At 60.7% G+C, this 14887-nt stretch carries 11 protein-coding genes and 1 pseudogene; 4 read left to right on the plus strand and 8 right to left on the minus strand.

Translation table 11 applies throughout. From position 1 onward, the window contains the following. Window positions 1–11: 11 nt before the first annotated feature. From KGA83_RS01135 to KGA83_RS01145, 3 genes are read right to left on the minus strand one after another with little or no spacing between them, the layout of a single operon-like run. On the minus strand, window positions 12–1688 hold the full coding sequence (locus KGA83_RS01135; protein ID WP_108215788.1) for an intermembrane transport protein PqiB: 1677 nt from the start codon (window positions 1686–1688) through the stop codon (window positions 12–14). After that, window positions 1669–2325, minus strand: coding sequence for a paraquat-inducible protein A (locus tag KGA83_RS01140; RefSeq protein ID WP_108215787.1), 657 nt, complete (start codon window positions 2323–2325; stop codon window positions 1669–1671). Before KGA83_RS01140 ends, KGA83_RS01135 begins: the two co-directional genes overlap by 20 nt. Further along, window positions 2322–2918 (minus strand): paraquat-inducible protein A, encoded by a 597-nt coding sequence (locus KGA83_RS01145; protein WP_108215786.1) that lies wholly within the window; start codon window positions 2916–2918, stop codon window positions 2322–2324. The genes KGA83_RS01140 and KGA83_RS01145 overlap by 4 nt, the downstream gene beginning before the upstream one ends. Before the next feature lie 373 nt (window positions 2919–3291). On the opposite strand from KGA83_RS01145, the gene KGA83_RS01150 reads away from it, so the two are divergent. Then, entirely contained in the window at window positions 3292–4944 is a 1653-nt protein-coding gene (locus KGA83_RS01150) for an arylsulfatase (protein ID WP_108215785.1), read from the plus strand. A gap of 211 nt (window positions 4945–5155) precedes the next feature. Here KGA83_RS01150 and KGA83_RS01155 read toward each other — a convergent pair whose 3' ends face one another. The 3 genes from KGA83_RS01155 to KGA83_RS01165 form a co-directional block, all read right to left on the minus strand. After that, on the minus strand, window positions 5156–6457 hold the full coding sequence (locus KGA83_RS01155) for an NAD(P)/FAD-dependent oxidoreductase (protein ID WP_223527725.1): 1302 nt from the start codon (window positions 6455–6457) through the stop codon (window positions 5156–5158). Next, the gene (locus KGA83_RS01160; RefSeq protein ID WP_108215783.1) at window positions 6454–7542 is read right to left on the minus strand and encodes a polyamine ABC transporter substrate-binding protein; all 1089 of its coding nucleotides are present in this window, start codon (window positions 7540–7542) and stop codon (window positions 6454–6456) included. The genes KGA83_RS01155 and KGA83_RS01160 overlap by 4 nt, the downstream gene beginning before the upstream one ends. Window positions 7543–7689: 147 nt before the next feature. Continuing rightward, complete coding sequence (locus KGA83_RS01165) at window positions 7690–9048, minus strand: glutamine synthetase family protein (protein ID WP_108215782.1); 1359 nt, start codon at window positions 9046–9048, stop codon at window positions 7690–7692. Between the two features lie 162 nt (window positions 9049–9210). On the opposite strand from KGA83_RS01165, the gene KGA83_RS01170 reads away from it, so the two are divergent. Then, complete coding sequence (locus tag KGA83_RS01170) at window positions 9211–10143, plus strand: helix-turn-helix domain-containing protein (protein WP_108215781.1); 933 nt, start codon at window positions 9211–9213, stop codon at window positions 10141–10143. On the opposite strand, the pseudogene KGA83_RS01175 reads toward KGA83_RS01170, so the two are convergent. Continuing rightward, window positions 10140–10720, minus strand: a pseudogene (locus KGA83_RS01175) (cupin domain-containing protein); the annotation flags it as partial. The gene KGA83_RS01170 and the pseudogene KGA83_RS01175 sit on opposite strands and share 4 nt — an antisense overlap. A gap of 195 nt (window positions 10721–10915) precedes the next feature. Continuing rightward, window positions 10916–12877 (minus strand): FAD-dependent oxidoreductase, encoded by a 1962-nt coding sequence (locus tag KGA83_RS01180; RefSeq protein WP_223527727.1) that lies wholly within the window; start codon window positions 12875–12877, stop codon window positions 10916–10918. Between the two features lie 553 nt (window positions 12878–13430). On the opposite strand from KGA83_RS01180, the gene KGA83_RS01185 reads away from it, so the two are divergent. Further along, window positions 13431–14078, plus strand: a complete 648-nt coding sequence (locus KGA83_RS01185) for a TetR family transcriptional regulator C-terminal domain-containing protein (protein WP_108215777.1) — start codon at window positions 13431–13433, stop codon at window positions 14076–14078. A 92-nt stretch (window positions 14079–14170) separates the two neighbouring features. Then, window positions 14171–14887 carry a response regulator gene (locus tag KGA83_RS01190; protein WP_223527729.1) on the plus strand — a complete coding sequence of 239 codons (717 nt, stop codon included), beginning with the start codon at window positions 14171–14173 and terminating at the stop codon, window positions 14885–14887.

Here is a 14887-nt window from a genome sequence, read left to right on the forward strand (position 1 = left end):
TGCTCCTGTGTTCAGTTGCGCGGTGGCCCTTGCAGATCCACGGGGGCGGCATTGTTCGGACGGCCGCGAAGCAGCGATTCCGGATGCCGTCCCAGGTAATCCGAAAGATCACGCAAGGATCTCGACGTGCGTCCCAGTTCATCCAGGGTTTGTCCCAGTTTTTCCCGTTGTGGTGAATCCTCGGCCAAGGTCGAACTGGCGGATTGCAAGGTCGAATTGGCCGTTACCAGGGTCTTGCTGACGTCCGCCAAGGTGGTCTGCACGCCAGGCAGGATCTTGCCGTTGAATTGCATCATGCCTTTGCGCAGTTCGACGAGATTGCCATCGAGATTGCCGGCAATACGCTCGATCGGCAGTTTGTTGATCTTGTCGACCATGGATTCGAGTTTTTCCTGCAACTGCTCGAGGCTGCCGGGAAGGGTCGGAATCATGACCGGGCGGGCCGCTGTATCGAAGGCGACTTTGTCGGCCTTGGGGTAGAAGTCCAGGGAGATGTACAGCTGGCCGGTCAGGAAGTTGCCAGTGCGGGCCTGGGCACGCAGGCCGTTTTCGATAAAGGTGCCGATAAGACGCACACTCCCGGCTTCGTCATTGGGATCATGACTGAGCGCCTTGAGCATTTTGAGGTGGGCCTGGCCCAGGCGTTGTGGGTAAATCACGATGCCGACGTTGACCGGAAAGGAGCGTTTTTTCTCGTCGTAATCCAGATTGACCGCCACCACCTTGCCGATTTCCACGCCGAGGAATTCCACCGGCGCATCGACCTTGAGCCCGCGCATTGCCTGGTCGAAACGCATGGCCAGGTACTGCGGCTTGCCGTTTGGCGGGGCGAGGGCGGTTTGCTGGTCTTCGAACAGTTCGTAGGCGTACTCGGCAGCCGCAGGTTTATCGTCAGGACTGTAGTCGGGCGCGCGGAAGGCAATACCGCCCACCAGCAAGGAAGACAACGATTCGGTCTTGACCGCAAAACCGTTGGCGCCGACGCTCACGTCAATGCCGCTGGCGTTCCAGAAACGGGTGTTTTCGGTGACGTACTTGTCATTGGGTGCATGGATGAACAGCTCGATGTTCACGCCTTTGCCATCCGGGTCCAGCGCGTAGGCCACCACCTGACCCACCGGGATCTTGCGGTAGTAGACCGGAGAGCCGATATCCAGCGACCCCAGATCCTGTGTGAACAGGGTGAAACGCTTGCCCGGCTCGCCGTAGGTGATGGGCGGCGGATTCTCCAGCCCCTTGAAGTGTTTTGCCCGGCCGTTGGCCTGGCCGATATCGGCACCGATGTAATCGCCCGACAGCAGCGTATCGATGCCCGACACACCGCCAGCGCCAATGCGCGGCCGCACGACCCAGAACTGCGAGTCTTCGCGGGTAAAGCTTTCGGCCTGTTTTTCCAGTTTGATCGTGGCGTTGACGCTCTTCTGGTCAGCGCTCAGCTCCACATCGGAGACATGACCGATCACGACATTGCGGTATTTGACCTCGGTTTTATTCGCGGTCAGGCCGTCCCCTGTCTTGAACGTGACAACGATGGTCGGGCCTTGCTGCAGAATGCTGTGAACCACCAGCGAAATACCCACCAGCACCGCGACGATCGGTACGATCCAGACCAGCGAAACGCTGAAACGGCTGGTCTTGATCGGTGCCGGCCCGAGGGCTTGCGGCCCGTCAGTGGCTTGTGACTTCATCCGTGACCTCCTCATTGTGTGGGGTTTCCCGTTCTTTATCCCAGATCATGCGTGGATCGAAACTCATGGCCGACAGCATGGTGAACACCACCACCAGACCAAAAAACAGAATGCCCGGGCGTGGTTCGATGTCGGCCAGGGCCTGGAACTTCACCAGCGAGGCCACCAGGGCGACCACGATCACATCGAGCATCGACCAGTAACCGATGACCTCGACGAAGCGGTACAGCGTCGACCGCTCTTTACGCGCCCACTCGCTGTCGCGTTGCACGGTGACCAGCAGCAGCGTGATGGCGACGAACTTGATGCCCGGCACCGCGATACTGGCAATGAAAATGATCAGGGCGATGTCCCAGGCTCCGGCTTCCCAGAACTCCAGCACGCCGCTCATGATCGTGCTGTCGGCGCCATGGCCGACCATTTTGGTGTTCATTACCGGCAGCAGATTGGCGGGGATGTAAAACACCAGGGCGGCGATCATGTAGGCCCAGGTCCGGTTCAAGGCATTGGTCTTGCGTCGATGCAAAGGCGCGCCGCAGCGTTCGCATTCGTGAGGTTCGCCCGTCATGTCGCAGGCGAGTCCGCAGGTGTGACACAGGCACAGGTTGAGCTCGTCGGCGTACGGAGGCGTGCTCATAGGATGTCCCATAGTTCGCGAATATCGCGCCCGGCGATACGGATCATCATCAGGCTCAGCGCCGCCAGGGCGAACAGCCCTATGCCGGGTAGCACATCGAGCAGACCGGCGAGCTTGATCACCGCGACCATGGCGCCCAGCAGGCAGACTTCGAGCATGCTCCAGGGCCTCAGGGTTTCCAGCCAGCGCATGCAGAATTTGAATCCGGGCGAGCGTTGCCGGGCGAGGGCGAAGCCCAGCACCCAGATCAGCAGCAACAGCTGGAAAACCGGCGCGATGACCATGGCGATTGCCGCCACCATGGCGATGAACGTGATAGGCCCCAGGCTCAGGGCCAGCACGGAGTCCCAGAGCGTTGCACTGTTCTTCACACCCTTGAGGCTGATGCTCATCACCGGATAGAAATTGGCGAATATCCAGAGCATCAACGCTGTGAAGGTCAACGCAAGACGCTGCTCCACCGTGAGGCCGTTATAGCGTTGAAGTACGCCGCCGCAGCGCGTACACAGGGTTTTCTGATGTTTGGCGAGCGTGACTTTCTGGTAAACGCTGTCGCAGTGCTCGCAGATGATCAGTTGATCAGTAGATGCCATGGGGCAAGCTCGACAGAAGGCAGGAAGTTCAGAGCACCCCCTCAATATAGAAGTGACTTGCGATTGAGCAAATCGAAAGTCGCAACCTTAACACTATCCGCCGCCCGGGGACGCCTCGACCCAAGGTATTTCATGGGGAAACCAGTGACGAACGATTTTGAATTCTTTGGCTTGCAATGCGCGTTTTGATAATAACCGTACTAGGCTGACTCGGGTGCCTTGAGTAGCAACAGGCTTTTCATTTTTTTGGCCGTTGAACGCTTGGAACTAACCAGAGGGCATGGTTTTGGGGTAACTCACCAGGGTCCGGTCTCGGATTACTTGAAAACAAGTAGCCGGCCACAAGGATCCGTCCCGATAAAGGAAGGTCGCCATGAAAAGACTCTTGCATCGCTCAAGGTTCTACATTGCAGGTTCATTACTGATAGCGCTTAACGGCATGGCCCAGGCTGCACAAACAGAAAAACCCAATATCCTGTTCATCGTGTCCGACGACACCGGTTACGGTGATCTGGGGCCCTATGGCGGCGGTGTCGGCCGCGGCATGCCGACACCCAGCATCGACGAACTGGCCGCTGAAGGCACAACCTTTTACTCGTTCTACGCGCAACCGAGCTGCACGCCAGGCAGAGCCGCCATGCAGACCGGGCGCATCCCCAATCGCAGCGGCATGACCACCGTGGCCTTCCAGGGTCAGGGCGGTGGTTTGCCCGCCGCCGAGTGGACGCTGGCCTCGGTGCTCAAGACGGGCGGCTACGAGACCTACTTCACCGGCAAGTGGCATCTGGGTGAAGCCGACTATGCGTTGCCCAATGCCCAGGGCTATGACGTGATGAAATACGTCGGCCTCTATCACCTCAATGCCTACACCTACGCCGATCCGACGTGGTTCCCCGACATGGACCCGGAAACCCGGGCGATGTTTGCCAAAGTGACCAAAGGTGCACTCTCGGGCAAGGCTGGAGAAAAGGCCGTCGAAGAGTTCAAGATCAACGGCCAGTATGTTGATACGCCGGTCATCGACGGCAAACCCGGTGTAGTCGGAATTCCCTATTTCGACGGTTATGTGGAAAAGGCTGCACTGGAATTCCTCGACACTGCCGCCAAATCGGACAAGCCGTTTTTCATCAACGTCAACTTCATGAAAGTGCACCAGCCGAACTTGCCGGCACCGGAGTTCGTTCACAAGTCGATCTCCAAGTCCAAGTACGCCGACTCGGTAGTCGAACTGGATACGCGTATCGGCCATATCATGGACAAGCTCAAGGCGCTGGGCCTGGATAAGAACACGCTGGTGGTTTACACCACAGACAACGGCGCCTGGCAGGACGTCTATCCGGATGCGGGCTACACGCCTTTCCGTGGCACCAAGGGCACCGTGCGCGAGGGCGGTAACCGGGTCCCGGCGATCATGACCTGGCCCGGAAAAATCAAACCGAACGCCAAGAACCACGACATTCTCGGTGGGCTCGACTTGATGGCGACCTTCGCCTCGGTGGCCGGCATCAAGTTGCCGGAAAAGGACCGCGAAGGTCAGCCGATCTATTTCGACAGTTACGATATGACACCGGTGATAACCGGCACGGGCCCCGACCCACGTAAAGAGTGGTTCTATTTCACCGAAAACGAGTTGTCACCGGGGGCGGCCCGCGTAGGCAATTACAAGGCCGTGTTCAACCTGCGTGGCGACAATGGTGCGCTGACCGGCGGCTTGGCCGTGGACACCAACCTGGGCTGGAAAGGGGAGTCGAAGTACGTGGCGGTCGTACCGCAAGTCTTTGACTTGCTGCAAGATCCACAGGAGCGCTACGACATCTTCATGAGTAACGTCACCGAGCGCACCTGGACCATGGTGCCGATCAGTCAGGCGATCAACAAGCTGATGCAGACCTACATCAAATACCCGCCACGCAAGCTGCAAAGCATGGGCTACGACGGGCCGATCGAATTGTCCAAGTACCAGAAATTCCAGTCGATACGGGAAGAATTGCAGAAGGAGGGCGTCGCTATCCCGATGCCAAACTAGCCCTGCAGCGGCGCAATGCTGTTCAGTTAAGGAAATTGTAGGAGCGAGCTTGCTCGCGATGGTCGTTAACGATAACGCGTATTTACTGGCTAAACGCGGCGTTCTTGAGTCCATCGTCGGAACGCCGCCCGGAGCAAGCTCGCTCCTACAGAGGACCACATTCGCTTAACTGAACAGCATTGCCTGCAGCAGCGGTCAGTGCTTTACCCGATCAACCGAGCACTTCCCGCATCCGATACCAGAACATGCCAAGGGCCAGCAACGGTGAACGCAAGGCGCGTCCGCCGGGGAAGGTCATGTGCGGCACGGCACTGAACACGTCAAAGCCTTTACTGTGGCCGGCATGGATCGCTTCGCCCAACAACTTCGCGCACCAGTGGGTCACGTTCAAGCCATGGCCGGAGTAGCCCTGGGCGTAGAACACGTTCGGGTGCTGGCTCAAGCGCCCGACCTGCGGGAAGCGGTTGGCCGAGATGCCGATCTTGCCGCCCCACTGAAAGTCGATGCGCGCCTTGGCCAGTTGCGGGAACACCTTGAGCATCTGCGGGCGCATGTAGACGCTGATGTCCGCAGGATCGCGACCGGAGTAATGGCACGCGCCACCGAACAGCAAACGCCGGTCAGCCGAGAGCCGGTAGTAATCCAGTCCGACCTTCTGGTCGCACAGCGCGAGGTTGTGCGGGATCAGTTTTGCAGCGGCCTCTTCCGACAACGGCTCGGTGGCGATGATGTAGCTGCCCGCCGGGAGCACCTTGCCGCTGAGCTTCGGTTCAAGCTCTTCGAGATGCGCGTTACAAGCCAGCACCAACGTGCCGGCGCGCACCGTGCCACCGGCGCAACGGACCTGCACCGTGCTGCCGTGGATCAACTCCAGCACCGGACTCTGCTCGAAGATCTGCACGCCAAGAGACTCGGCGACCTTCGCTTCACCGAGCGCCAGGTTCAGCGGATGCAAATGCCCCGAGCCCATGTCCACCAGGCCACCGGCATACACGCCGGAGTTCACCACCTGTTCACGGATTTGTTCCGGCGCGACCAGCCGGGTTTCAAAGGCATAACCGGACTCGATCAGCTCTGCCTGCTCGGCCTTCAACGCGTTGAACTGAGCCGGCGTATTGGCCAGTTCACAGAAGCCCCAGCGCAGGTCGCAATCGATGCCGTGTTGGCGGATGCGATTGGCCACGACTTGCACCGATTCGGTCCCGGCATGTTCCAGGTATTGCACGCCATCGGCGCCGATGTGCCTGGCGAAACCGCTGACGTCATGGCCGATGCCACGAATCAACTGGCCGCCATTGCGCCCGCTGGCGCCCCAACCAATTCGCCGGGCCTCCAGCAGGACCACCGAGAGGCCACGCTGGGCCAGTTCGATGGCGGTGTTGATACCGGTGAAACCCGCGCCGACCACGCAGACATCGGCCACCAGGTCCGAGGCCAGCGCGGGACGCTGCCGCATGCCCCTGGCGGACGCCGCGTAATAGGAGAGGGTGTGTTCCTTGGTGTACTGATTCATTTGTTGGACTTCACTTTGCTCCACGAGCGGGTCATCAGGCGCATGATCGACTGCGGCGGCGTCGTGGAGATGTAGAGTTTGTCGAGGACTTCCTGGGACGGATAAACCTCGGGATTGCCGACCAGCTCAGGGTCCATGTACTGCTTGGCGGCCGGGTTCGGGTTGGCATAACCGACCGAAGCACTGACCTTGGCAATCACTTGCGGGTCCAGCAGGTAGTTGATGAAAGCGTGGGCTTCTTTCGGATTACTGGCGTCGGCGGGGGTGGCTAGCAAGTCGAACCACAGATTGGCGCCTTCCTTGGGAATGGCGTAGGCGATGTTCACGCCGTTCTTGGCTTCCTTGGCGCGGTTGGCGGCCTGGAACACGTCGCCCGAGTAACCGAAGGCCACGCAGATATCGCCGTTGGCCAGGTCCGAGACGTACTTGGAGGAGTGGAAGTAGGTGATGTAGGGGCGGATCTGCAGCAGCTTGGCTTCGGCCTTTTTGAAGTCCTCGGGGTTTTCGCTGCGCGGGTCCATGCCCATGTAGTTGAGCATCGCGGGAAACACTTCGTCCGCCGAGTCCATCATCGACACGCCGCAGGCGCTCAGCTTCTTGATGTTTTCCGGTTCGAACAGCACGGCCCAGGAGTCGATCTTGTCGATGCCCAACACAGCCTTGACCTTGTCGACGTTATAGCCGATGCCGTTGGTGCCCCACAGGTACGGTACCGAGTGCGAGTTACCCGGATCGTTTTTCTCCAGCAGCGCCAGCAGTTTCGGGTCGAGGTTCTTGAAGTTCGGCAGCTGCTCGCGATCGAGCTTGAGGAACGCGCCGGCCTTCACCTGGCGGGCGAGGAAGTGGTTGGACGGCACCACCACGTCATACCCGGTGCGACCGGCAAGCAGTTTGCCTTCCAGGGTTTCGTTGGAATCGAATACGTCGTAGATCACCTTGATCCCGGTCTTGGCCTGGAAGTCGGCGAGGGTGGTTTCGCCGATGTAGTCGGTCCAGTTGTAGACGCTGACCTGGGGCTGTGCCTGGGCAACGGCGCTGAACAGAACCGCCAGCGCGGCCGGGACCATGGATTTCAATAGACGCATATCGATACCTTCTTGGAATTATTGGATTCTTCAGGCAATTCTTGGGTGTTCTTGCTGCCGTCATCGCGAGCAGGCTCACTCCTACATTGGAATGCGTACCCTGTGGGAGCGAGCCTGCTCGCGAAGGTCTTAAGGACAGCGCAGATCTCAGACGCTGAGCATCAGGAACTCACGCTCCCACGAACTGATCACCCGTTTGAAGTTCTCGTGCTCGGCGCGTTTGACCGCGACATAGCCCCGTACGAACTTGTCGCCCAGGTAGCGGCTGATGGTGTCGCATTCCTCCATCTGGGTCAGGGCGTCCTCGATGGTGATCGGCAGGCGCAGGTTGCGACGCTCATAGGCGCGGCCCTGTACCGCAGCGCTCGGCTCGATACGCTCGACCATGCCCAGGTAACCGCACAGCAGGCTGGCGGCGATGGCCAGGTAAGGGTTGGCGTCAGCGCCCGGCAGACGGTTCTCGACGCGCATCGCGTCCGGGCTTGAGGTCGGCACGCGCAGGCCGACGGTGCGGTTTTCTTCGCCCCATTCGACGTTCACCGGTGCCGAGGTGTCCGGCAGGAAGCGGCGGAACGAGTTGACGTTCGGCGCGAACATCGGCAGCACTTTCGGGATGTACTTCTGCAAGCCACCGATGTGATGCAGGAACAGCTCGCTCATGTTGCCATCGGCATCGGCAAAGATCGGCTGGCCGGTGGCAATGTCCACCACGCTCTGGTGAAGGTGCATGGCGCTGCCCGGCTCATCGCCGACCGGCTTGGCCATGAAGGTTGCCGCCACGTTGTGCTTGAGCGCCGCCTCACGCATGGTGCGTTTGAACACAGTGATCTGGTCGGCCAGGTCCAGGGCGTTGCCGTGACGGAAGTTGATTTCCATCTGCGCCGGGCCGTCTTCGTGAATCAGCGTGTCGAGGTCCAGACCTTGCAGTTCGCACCAGTCGTAGACGTCTTCGAACAGCGGGTCGAATTCGTTGGCCGCATCGATGGAGAACGACTGGCGACCGCTTTCGGCGCGACCCGAACGGCCCATCGGCGCCTTGAGCGGCAAGTCCGGGTCTTCGCAGCGCTGGGTCAGGTAGAACTCCATTTCCGGCGCCACAATCGGCCGCCAGCCTTTGTCGGTATACAACTGCAGGACTTTCTTCAGCACGTTGCGCGGCGACAGTTCGATCGGGTTGCCGAACTTGTCGAAGGTGTCGTGGATCACGATGGCAGTCGGCTCGATGGCCCACGGCACCACGTAAACGGCGTCGGCATCCGGCTTGCAGATCATGTCGATGTCGGCCGGGTCGAGCAGGTCGTAGTAGATGTCGTCGTCGACAAAGTCCCCGGTTACCGTTTGCAACAGCACACTTTCCGGCAGGCGCATGCCTCGCTCATGCAGGAACTTGTTGGTGGGTGCGATTTTGCCGCGTGCAATGCCGGTCAGGTCGCTGACGACGCACTCGACTTCGGTAATCTTGTGATCTTTCAGCCAAGTGAACAGCTGATCGAAAGGGACATTCATAAAGACCTCGTTATTGGTTTTATTAACGCCAGGGGAGGCCGGTTTCATCCGCCGGACACTTCCCCTGTAGCGCGTTGACGTCTATCTTGGGCGAGCCTTGCGGTTCCATCTATCCACTTTAAGCAGCACGAAGCGCACCAAAAGAGTGCGTAAGGTCGCCCCATGACAGGTTCCAATTCACTCCAGGTCCAAGCCTTCAACACCGCCGATGTCGCCGAGCAAATCCGCGCCACACCGGGCTGGGTCCAGCATTACCAACAGATGTCGCCGGGGCATTTCGCAGGCCTGGTGCGCTATCTGGATCTGCAGGGCGTGGAGATTTACGAAGAGTCGATGAACACCCGGGTCGAGCAGAATTTCAGCGCGCCCCAGGGTTCGTTGTCGTTCTGTTTCGATCGCGGCGACAACGCGCTGTACGTGTTGAATGGCGAAAGCCGCAACATCTGGATCACCCCGGAGAACTACCAGGAAATCGCCGTGGTGTTCGGGCCGGAGTTTGTAAAGCGCCACAGCCTGGACATCGCCCGGCTCGAAGGGCTGTTCATGGCGCCGCTCAACTCCCGGCAGAACGCGCTGTTCTGCCGCTGGCTCAGCGGGACCTTGACGCGGCTGTCGCAGACCTTCGATCCACCGAGCCGCGAAGCGCTGACCCAGCAACTGCTGGAAGACTGTCTGTTCATTCTCGACAACGCCTGTGTCGGCCTCGACCAGAGTGCCTTGCAGCGCCGTGCGGGAGAGCGGGCGATCATGAAACGGGTAGGGGAATGGGCGGCGGACACCCCGGAAGAACACCTCAACCTGCTGGAACTGTCCCAGGTTGCCGGGGTTTCACTGCGCCAGTTGCAGCATGCGTTCAAGACCTACACCGGTATGGCGCCGACCCAATGGCTGCGCCTGCGCCGCCTCAACAGCGCCCGCCGCGAATTGCTCAGCCGCACGCCCACGCAAACCACCGTGGCTGAAGTGGCCATGCATTGGTCGTTCTGGCACCTGGGGCGGTTTTCCAGTAGCTACCGTGCACTGTTCAACGAGCTGCCGAGTGACACCCTCAAGCGCGCGAGTACCACTCAGTCAAGTGGTCGCGGCCGACGTTAGAACGTCGGCGGCGTAATCACCCAGATCACCACTGCATCGACATCGCCAGGGTTGCCATAGCGATGCGGTTCCTGGCTGGAAAAGCTGAAACTGTCGCCTTCGTTGAGCTGGAAATGGCGCTCACCGACCCACAACTCGAAACTGCCGGACAGCAGGTAACCGGCTTCTTCACCGTCGTGGCTGTAGCTTTGCTGGCTGTAGGTGCCGGGCGGGAAACGCGAGTGGAGCATTTCCAGTTGGCGGTTGGCTTGCGGGGTCAGCAACTGATCGACGATGCCGTCTTCGTAATGCACGTTCAGGCGGCTGTTCTTGCGCACCACGACGCCATCGTCTTCAGGCGCGGTGACCGCTTCACTGGCGAAGAACCACTGGATGGTGACGCCGAGGCTGCGGGCAATGTTGAACAGCGCCGGGATCGACGGGTAGGCGAGGTTGCGCTCCAGCTGGCTGATGTAGCCGGCGGTGAGCTCACTCTGTTGCGCCAGTTCCGCCAGGGTCATGCCCCGGCGCTTGCGCAGGCCGCGAATGCGCGTGCCGAGAAAATGCGGTTCGGCGTTGCCTGAGGCGGGCTGGGTCTTGCTGTTGTTGCTCATGGAAAGTTCCGAACCGGGGGGCTACGCTACGCCCCTGTAGGAGCGAGCTTGCTCGCGATGGTCGCTAACGATGACGCGTGTTTTCTGGATAACACGCGGTGTTCTGAAGTCCATCGCGAGCAAGCTCGCTCCTACAGAGAACGATCATTTGAATCTAAAGCCCCGGAGTATAAACAGCCTTAAAGCTCCCACGCGACTTTCAGGCCTTCATAAATCGCTTCCTCGGCGGTGCGCGGCGCCAGGCAGTCGCCGATCCGGCGAAATTCCACCAGCCCTTGCAGTTCAGCACCCAGGGTATCCACCGGTTGGTGACCCTGACACAGCACCAGGGTGTCGATGTTCTCCATCAGCATCGGCTCGCCGCTGGCGGTGTGCTGCAGGTACACCGTGTCGTCATCGCAACCATACAACCGCGCGTACGGCGTGATCGGCACCCCCAGTTTATGCAGCTCGCCGGCCAGTTGATCGCGCACGTACAGCGGCAGGTTTTCCCCGCAATGGGTGCCGTTGACCGCCAGTTGCACCTGGTGCCCGGCGCGCACCAGACGCTCGGCGATGCCGGGGCCGATCCAGTCGCAGCGCCAGTCGATCACCACCACCGAACGGCCGATTTTCACCTCGTCACGCAGCACCTGCCAGGCGTCCACCACCTGTAATTCGCCGCCGCGCTCGAAGGGCGGCCAGTACGGCTCGGCACCGGTAGCGACGATCACCATGTCCGGTTTTTCCTGCTCCACCAGCGCGCGGTCGACCCGGGTGTTGCGCACCACCCGCACGCCAGCCAGTTCCATTTCCCGCTGCAGGTTGGTGCTGGCGCCGCCGAATTCGCTGCGTCGTGGCAGCAGCTGCGCGAGCAACACCTGACCGCCCAATTGTGAGCTGGCTTCGTACAGCGTCACCTCATGCCCGCGCTGGGCCGCGACGGTGGCAGCTTTCATCCCGGCCGGACCACCGCCGGCGATCATGATGCGTTTGCGCTGTGGCGCTTGTCGGCGTTCGCCGAAGATCAGCTCGCGCCCGGTTTCCGGGTGCTGGATGCAGGAAATCGGCAAGCCCTTGTGGAAGTGGCCGATGCACGCCTGGTTGCAGGCAATGCACGCCCGCACGTCTTCGACGCGGCCGGTGTCGGTCTTGTTGGGCATTTGCGGATCGCAGATCAGCGCCCGGGTCATGCCGCAGACATCGGCCTGGCCGCGAGCCAGGATCAGCTCGGCTTCCTGGGGCTGGTTGATGCGCCCGGTGACGAACAACGGAATGTTCAAACTGGCCTTGAACGTCCCGGCTTCTTTTGCCAGGTACGCCGCTTCGATCGCCATGGGCGGCACGATATGCACCGCGCCTCCGAGTGACGCCGAAGTACCGGCGACGATGTGCACGTAATCGAGCTGCGTTTGCAGCGATTGCACGGCGGCCAGGGATTCGTCTTCGGTCAGGCCTTGCGGGTCGCGCTCGTCGGCGGAAATGCGCAGGCCGACGATGAACTGCTCGTCGGTCGCCGCGCGCACGGCTTTGATGACTTCGCGCAGAAAACGCAAACGCTGTTCCAGCTCTCCGTTGTAGCCATCGGTACGCCGATTGACCCGCGGATTGATGAACTGCGCCGGCAGGTAACCGTGACTGGCCACGACCTCGACGCCGTCGATTCCGGCCTGATGCAGACGGCGGGCGGCAGCGGCATAACCGGCGACAATCTCGTCGATCATGGCCTGATCCAGCGCGCGGGGCATCACCCGGAAACGTTCGTTGGGCACCGACGAGGCGGAGTAAGCCACTGCCAGCAAGCCATCGCTGGATTCCATGATCTCCCGCCCCGGATGGAACACCTGGGACAACACCACGGTACCGTGGGCATGGCAGGTTTGCGCCAGTTGGCGGTAGCCCTCGATGCACGCATCGTCGGTGGCCATCAGCACATGGGAGGTGTAGCGCGCACTGTCATGCACGCCAGTCACCTGCAGCACGATCAGCCCTGCACCGCCTTCGGCACGCGCCCGGTGGTAGGCGATCAATTGCTCGTTGACCAGGTTGTCGGTGGGCATCGAGGTGTCGTGACCGCTGGACATGATGCGGTTCTTCAGGCGCTTGCCACGGATCTCCAGGGGTTCGAACAGGTGCGCGAAGGCGGGTGTCGAGGTCGGCATGGTGCGGGTACTCCAGGCAGGCTGACCTGTGTAGGAGCGAGCTTGCTCCGGGCGGCGTTCCGACGATGGACGTCAACGATAACGCTGGGTACCTGACACCCCACGGCGTTCTCAGGTCCATCGCGAGCGAGCTCGCTCCTACAGAGGCATTTAGGTTTTCGGTGTTGTTATTATTGGTCTATAGAAATTTACCTGCAGTAAAAAATCAACTTGTTTTTTTACTATGCCTTGCAGTAGTTTCGTCTCGAGCCCGCTCCTGGGCCGAATAGCCGCCGGGGAGGTTGTGCTGCTGGATCGAGTGGCGCCGAGGGTATCGGGACTGATCCGGAATCACTGTTGAAAGGACTGGCCTCATCGCGAGCAGGCTCGTTCCTACAGTTGATCTGATGTGTCGCTATAACCCCCTGTAGGAGTGAGCCTGCTCGCGATGGGCGTGCCACGGTCTATCAGACTGGCAACTGACTGGAGAAATGGCCCGCTCTTGCTGTACATTCGTTCAGCCCACCGCTAACCCGTGCGGGCCTGAACGATTGAACCAAGGAGCGTGTCGCCGATGAATCAGGAAACCCGTTTTTCCCGCATGGAACCGGAGTTGCGCAAAGCCAACCTGATCGAGGCGACGCTGGTGTGCCTCAAGCGCCATGGTTTCCAGGGTGCGTCGATCCGCAAGATTTCCGCTGAGGCCGGGGTCTCGGTGGGGCTGATCAGTCATCACTATTCCGGCAAGGACGAACTGGTGGCCGAGGCCTACATGGCGATCACCGGGCGGGTCATGACCCTGCTGCGCGACGCCATGGAGCAAGCCGCGCCGAATGCCCGGGAGCGCTTGTCGGCGTTTTTCCGCGGATCGTTTTCCGCTGAATTGCTCGATCCGCAACTGATCGACGCCTGGCTGGCGTTCTGGGGCGCGGTAAAAACCGCCGAGGCCATCAACCAGGCCCACGATCATTCCTATGGCGAGTATCGCGGCATCCTGCGCAAGGTGCTGGCGGAACTGGCCCGGGAGGAGGGCTGGGAAAACTTCGACGCCGACCTCGCCGCCATCAGCCTCAGCGCCTTGCTCGACGGTTTGTGGCTGGAGTACGGGCTGAACCCGGGTACCTTCACCCCGGAGCAGGGCATCCAGATTTGCGAGGCCTGGGTCGACGGGTTGCAGGCCGGCGGACGCCGGCGCTTCTGCGTGCAGACGAGCGACTGTTGATCAGTCGTTCAGCAATCGATACTCTCTGGCGCCGATGCAGGAAAACACTCTAATAAGAAACTGGCCTTCGGGCCTGAGCCGGACACCAAGCGATGACTCCTCGGGTATTGATCGTCGATGACGATCCGCTGATTCGCGATCTGCTGCACGCCTACCTGTCCCAGGAAGGCTACGACGTCCATTGCGCCGCCACGGCGGAACTGGCGGAAACCTTCCTCGCCAGCCAGACCGTCGACCTGGTGATGCTCGACACCCGCCTGCCGGGCAAGGACGGCCTGACCCTGACCCGCGAACTGCGGGTGCGTTCGGAAGTCGGGATCATCCTGATCACCGGGCGCAACGACGAAATCGACCGCATCGTCGGTCTCGAATGCGGCGCCGACGACTACGTGATCAAACCCCTCAATCCAAGGGAGCTGGTGTCGCGAGCGAAAAACCTGATTCGCCGGGTACGTCACGCGCAAACGCCACAGCCTGCCGTCGCGGTGGCCAAGCCGGTCAAGCAGTTCGCCGACTGGTCACTGGACACCGACCGCCGCCGCCTGATCGATGCGTCCGGCAGCGAAACCCTGCTGACCCACGGCGAATACCAGTTGCTCAGCGTGTTCCTGCGCAACAGCGGCCACACCCTCAGCCGCGATCAGTTGATGGACCAGATCCGCAACCGCGAATGGGTGCCCAACGACCGCTCCATCGACGTGCTGGTCGGGCGCTTGCGCCGCAAGTTGCACGACGACCCCGCCGAACCGCAGTTGATCATCACCATCCATGGCGCCGGTTACCTGTTCACCGCTGGCGTGGCGGCCTGA

Source organism: Pseudomonas sp. GL-R-19 (assembly GCF_019956375.1).
In the GTDB taxonomy this organism is placed as follows: domain Bacteria; phylum Pseudomonadota; class Gammaproteobacteria; order Pseudomonadales; family Pseudomonadaceae; genus Aquipseudomonas.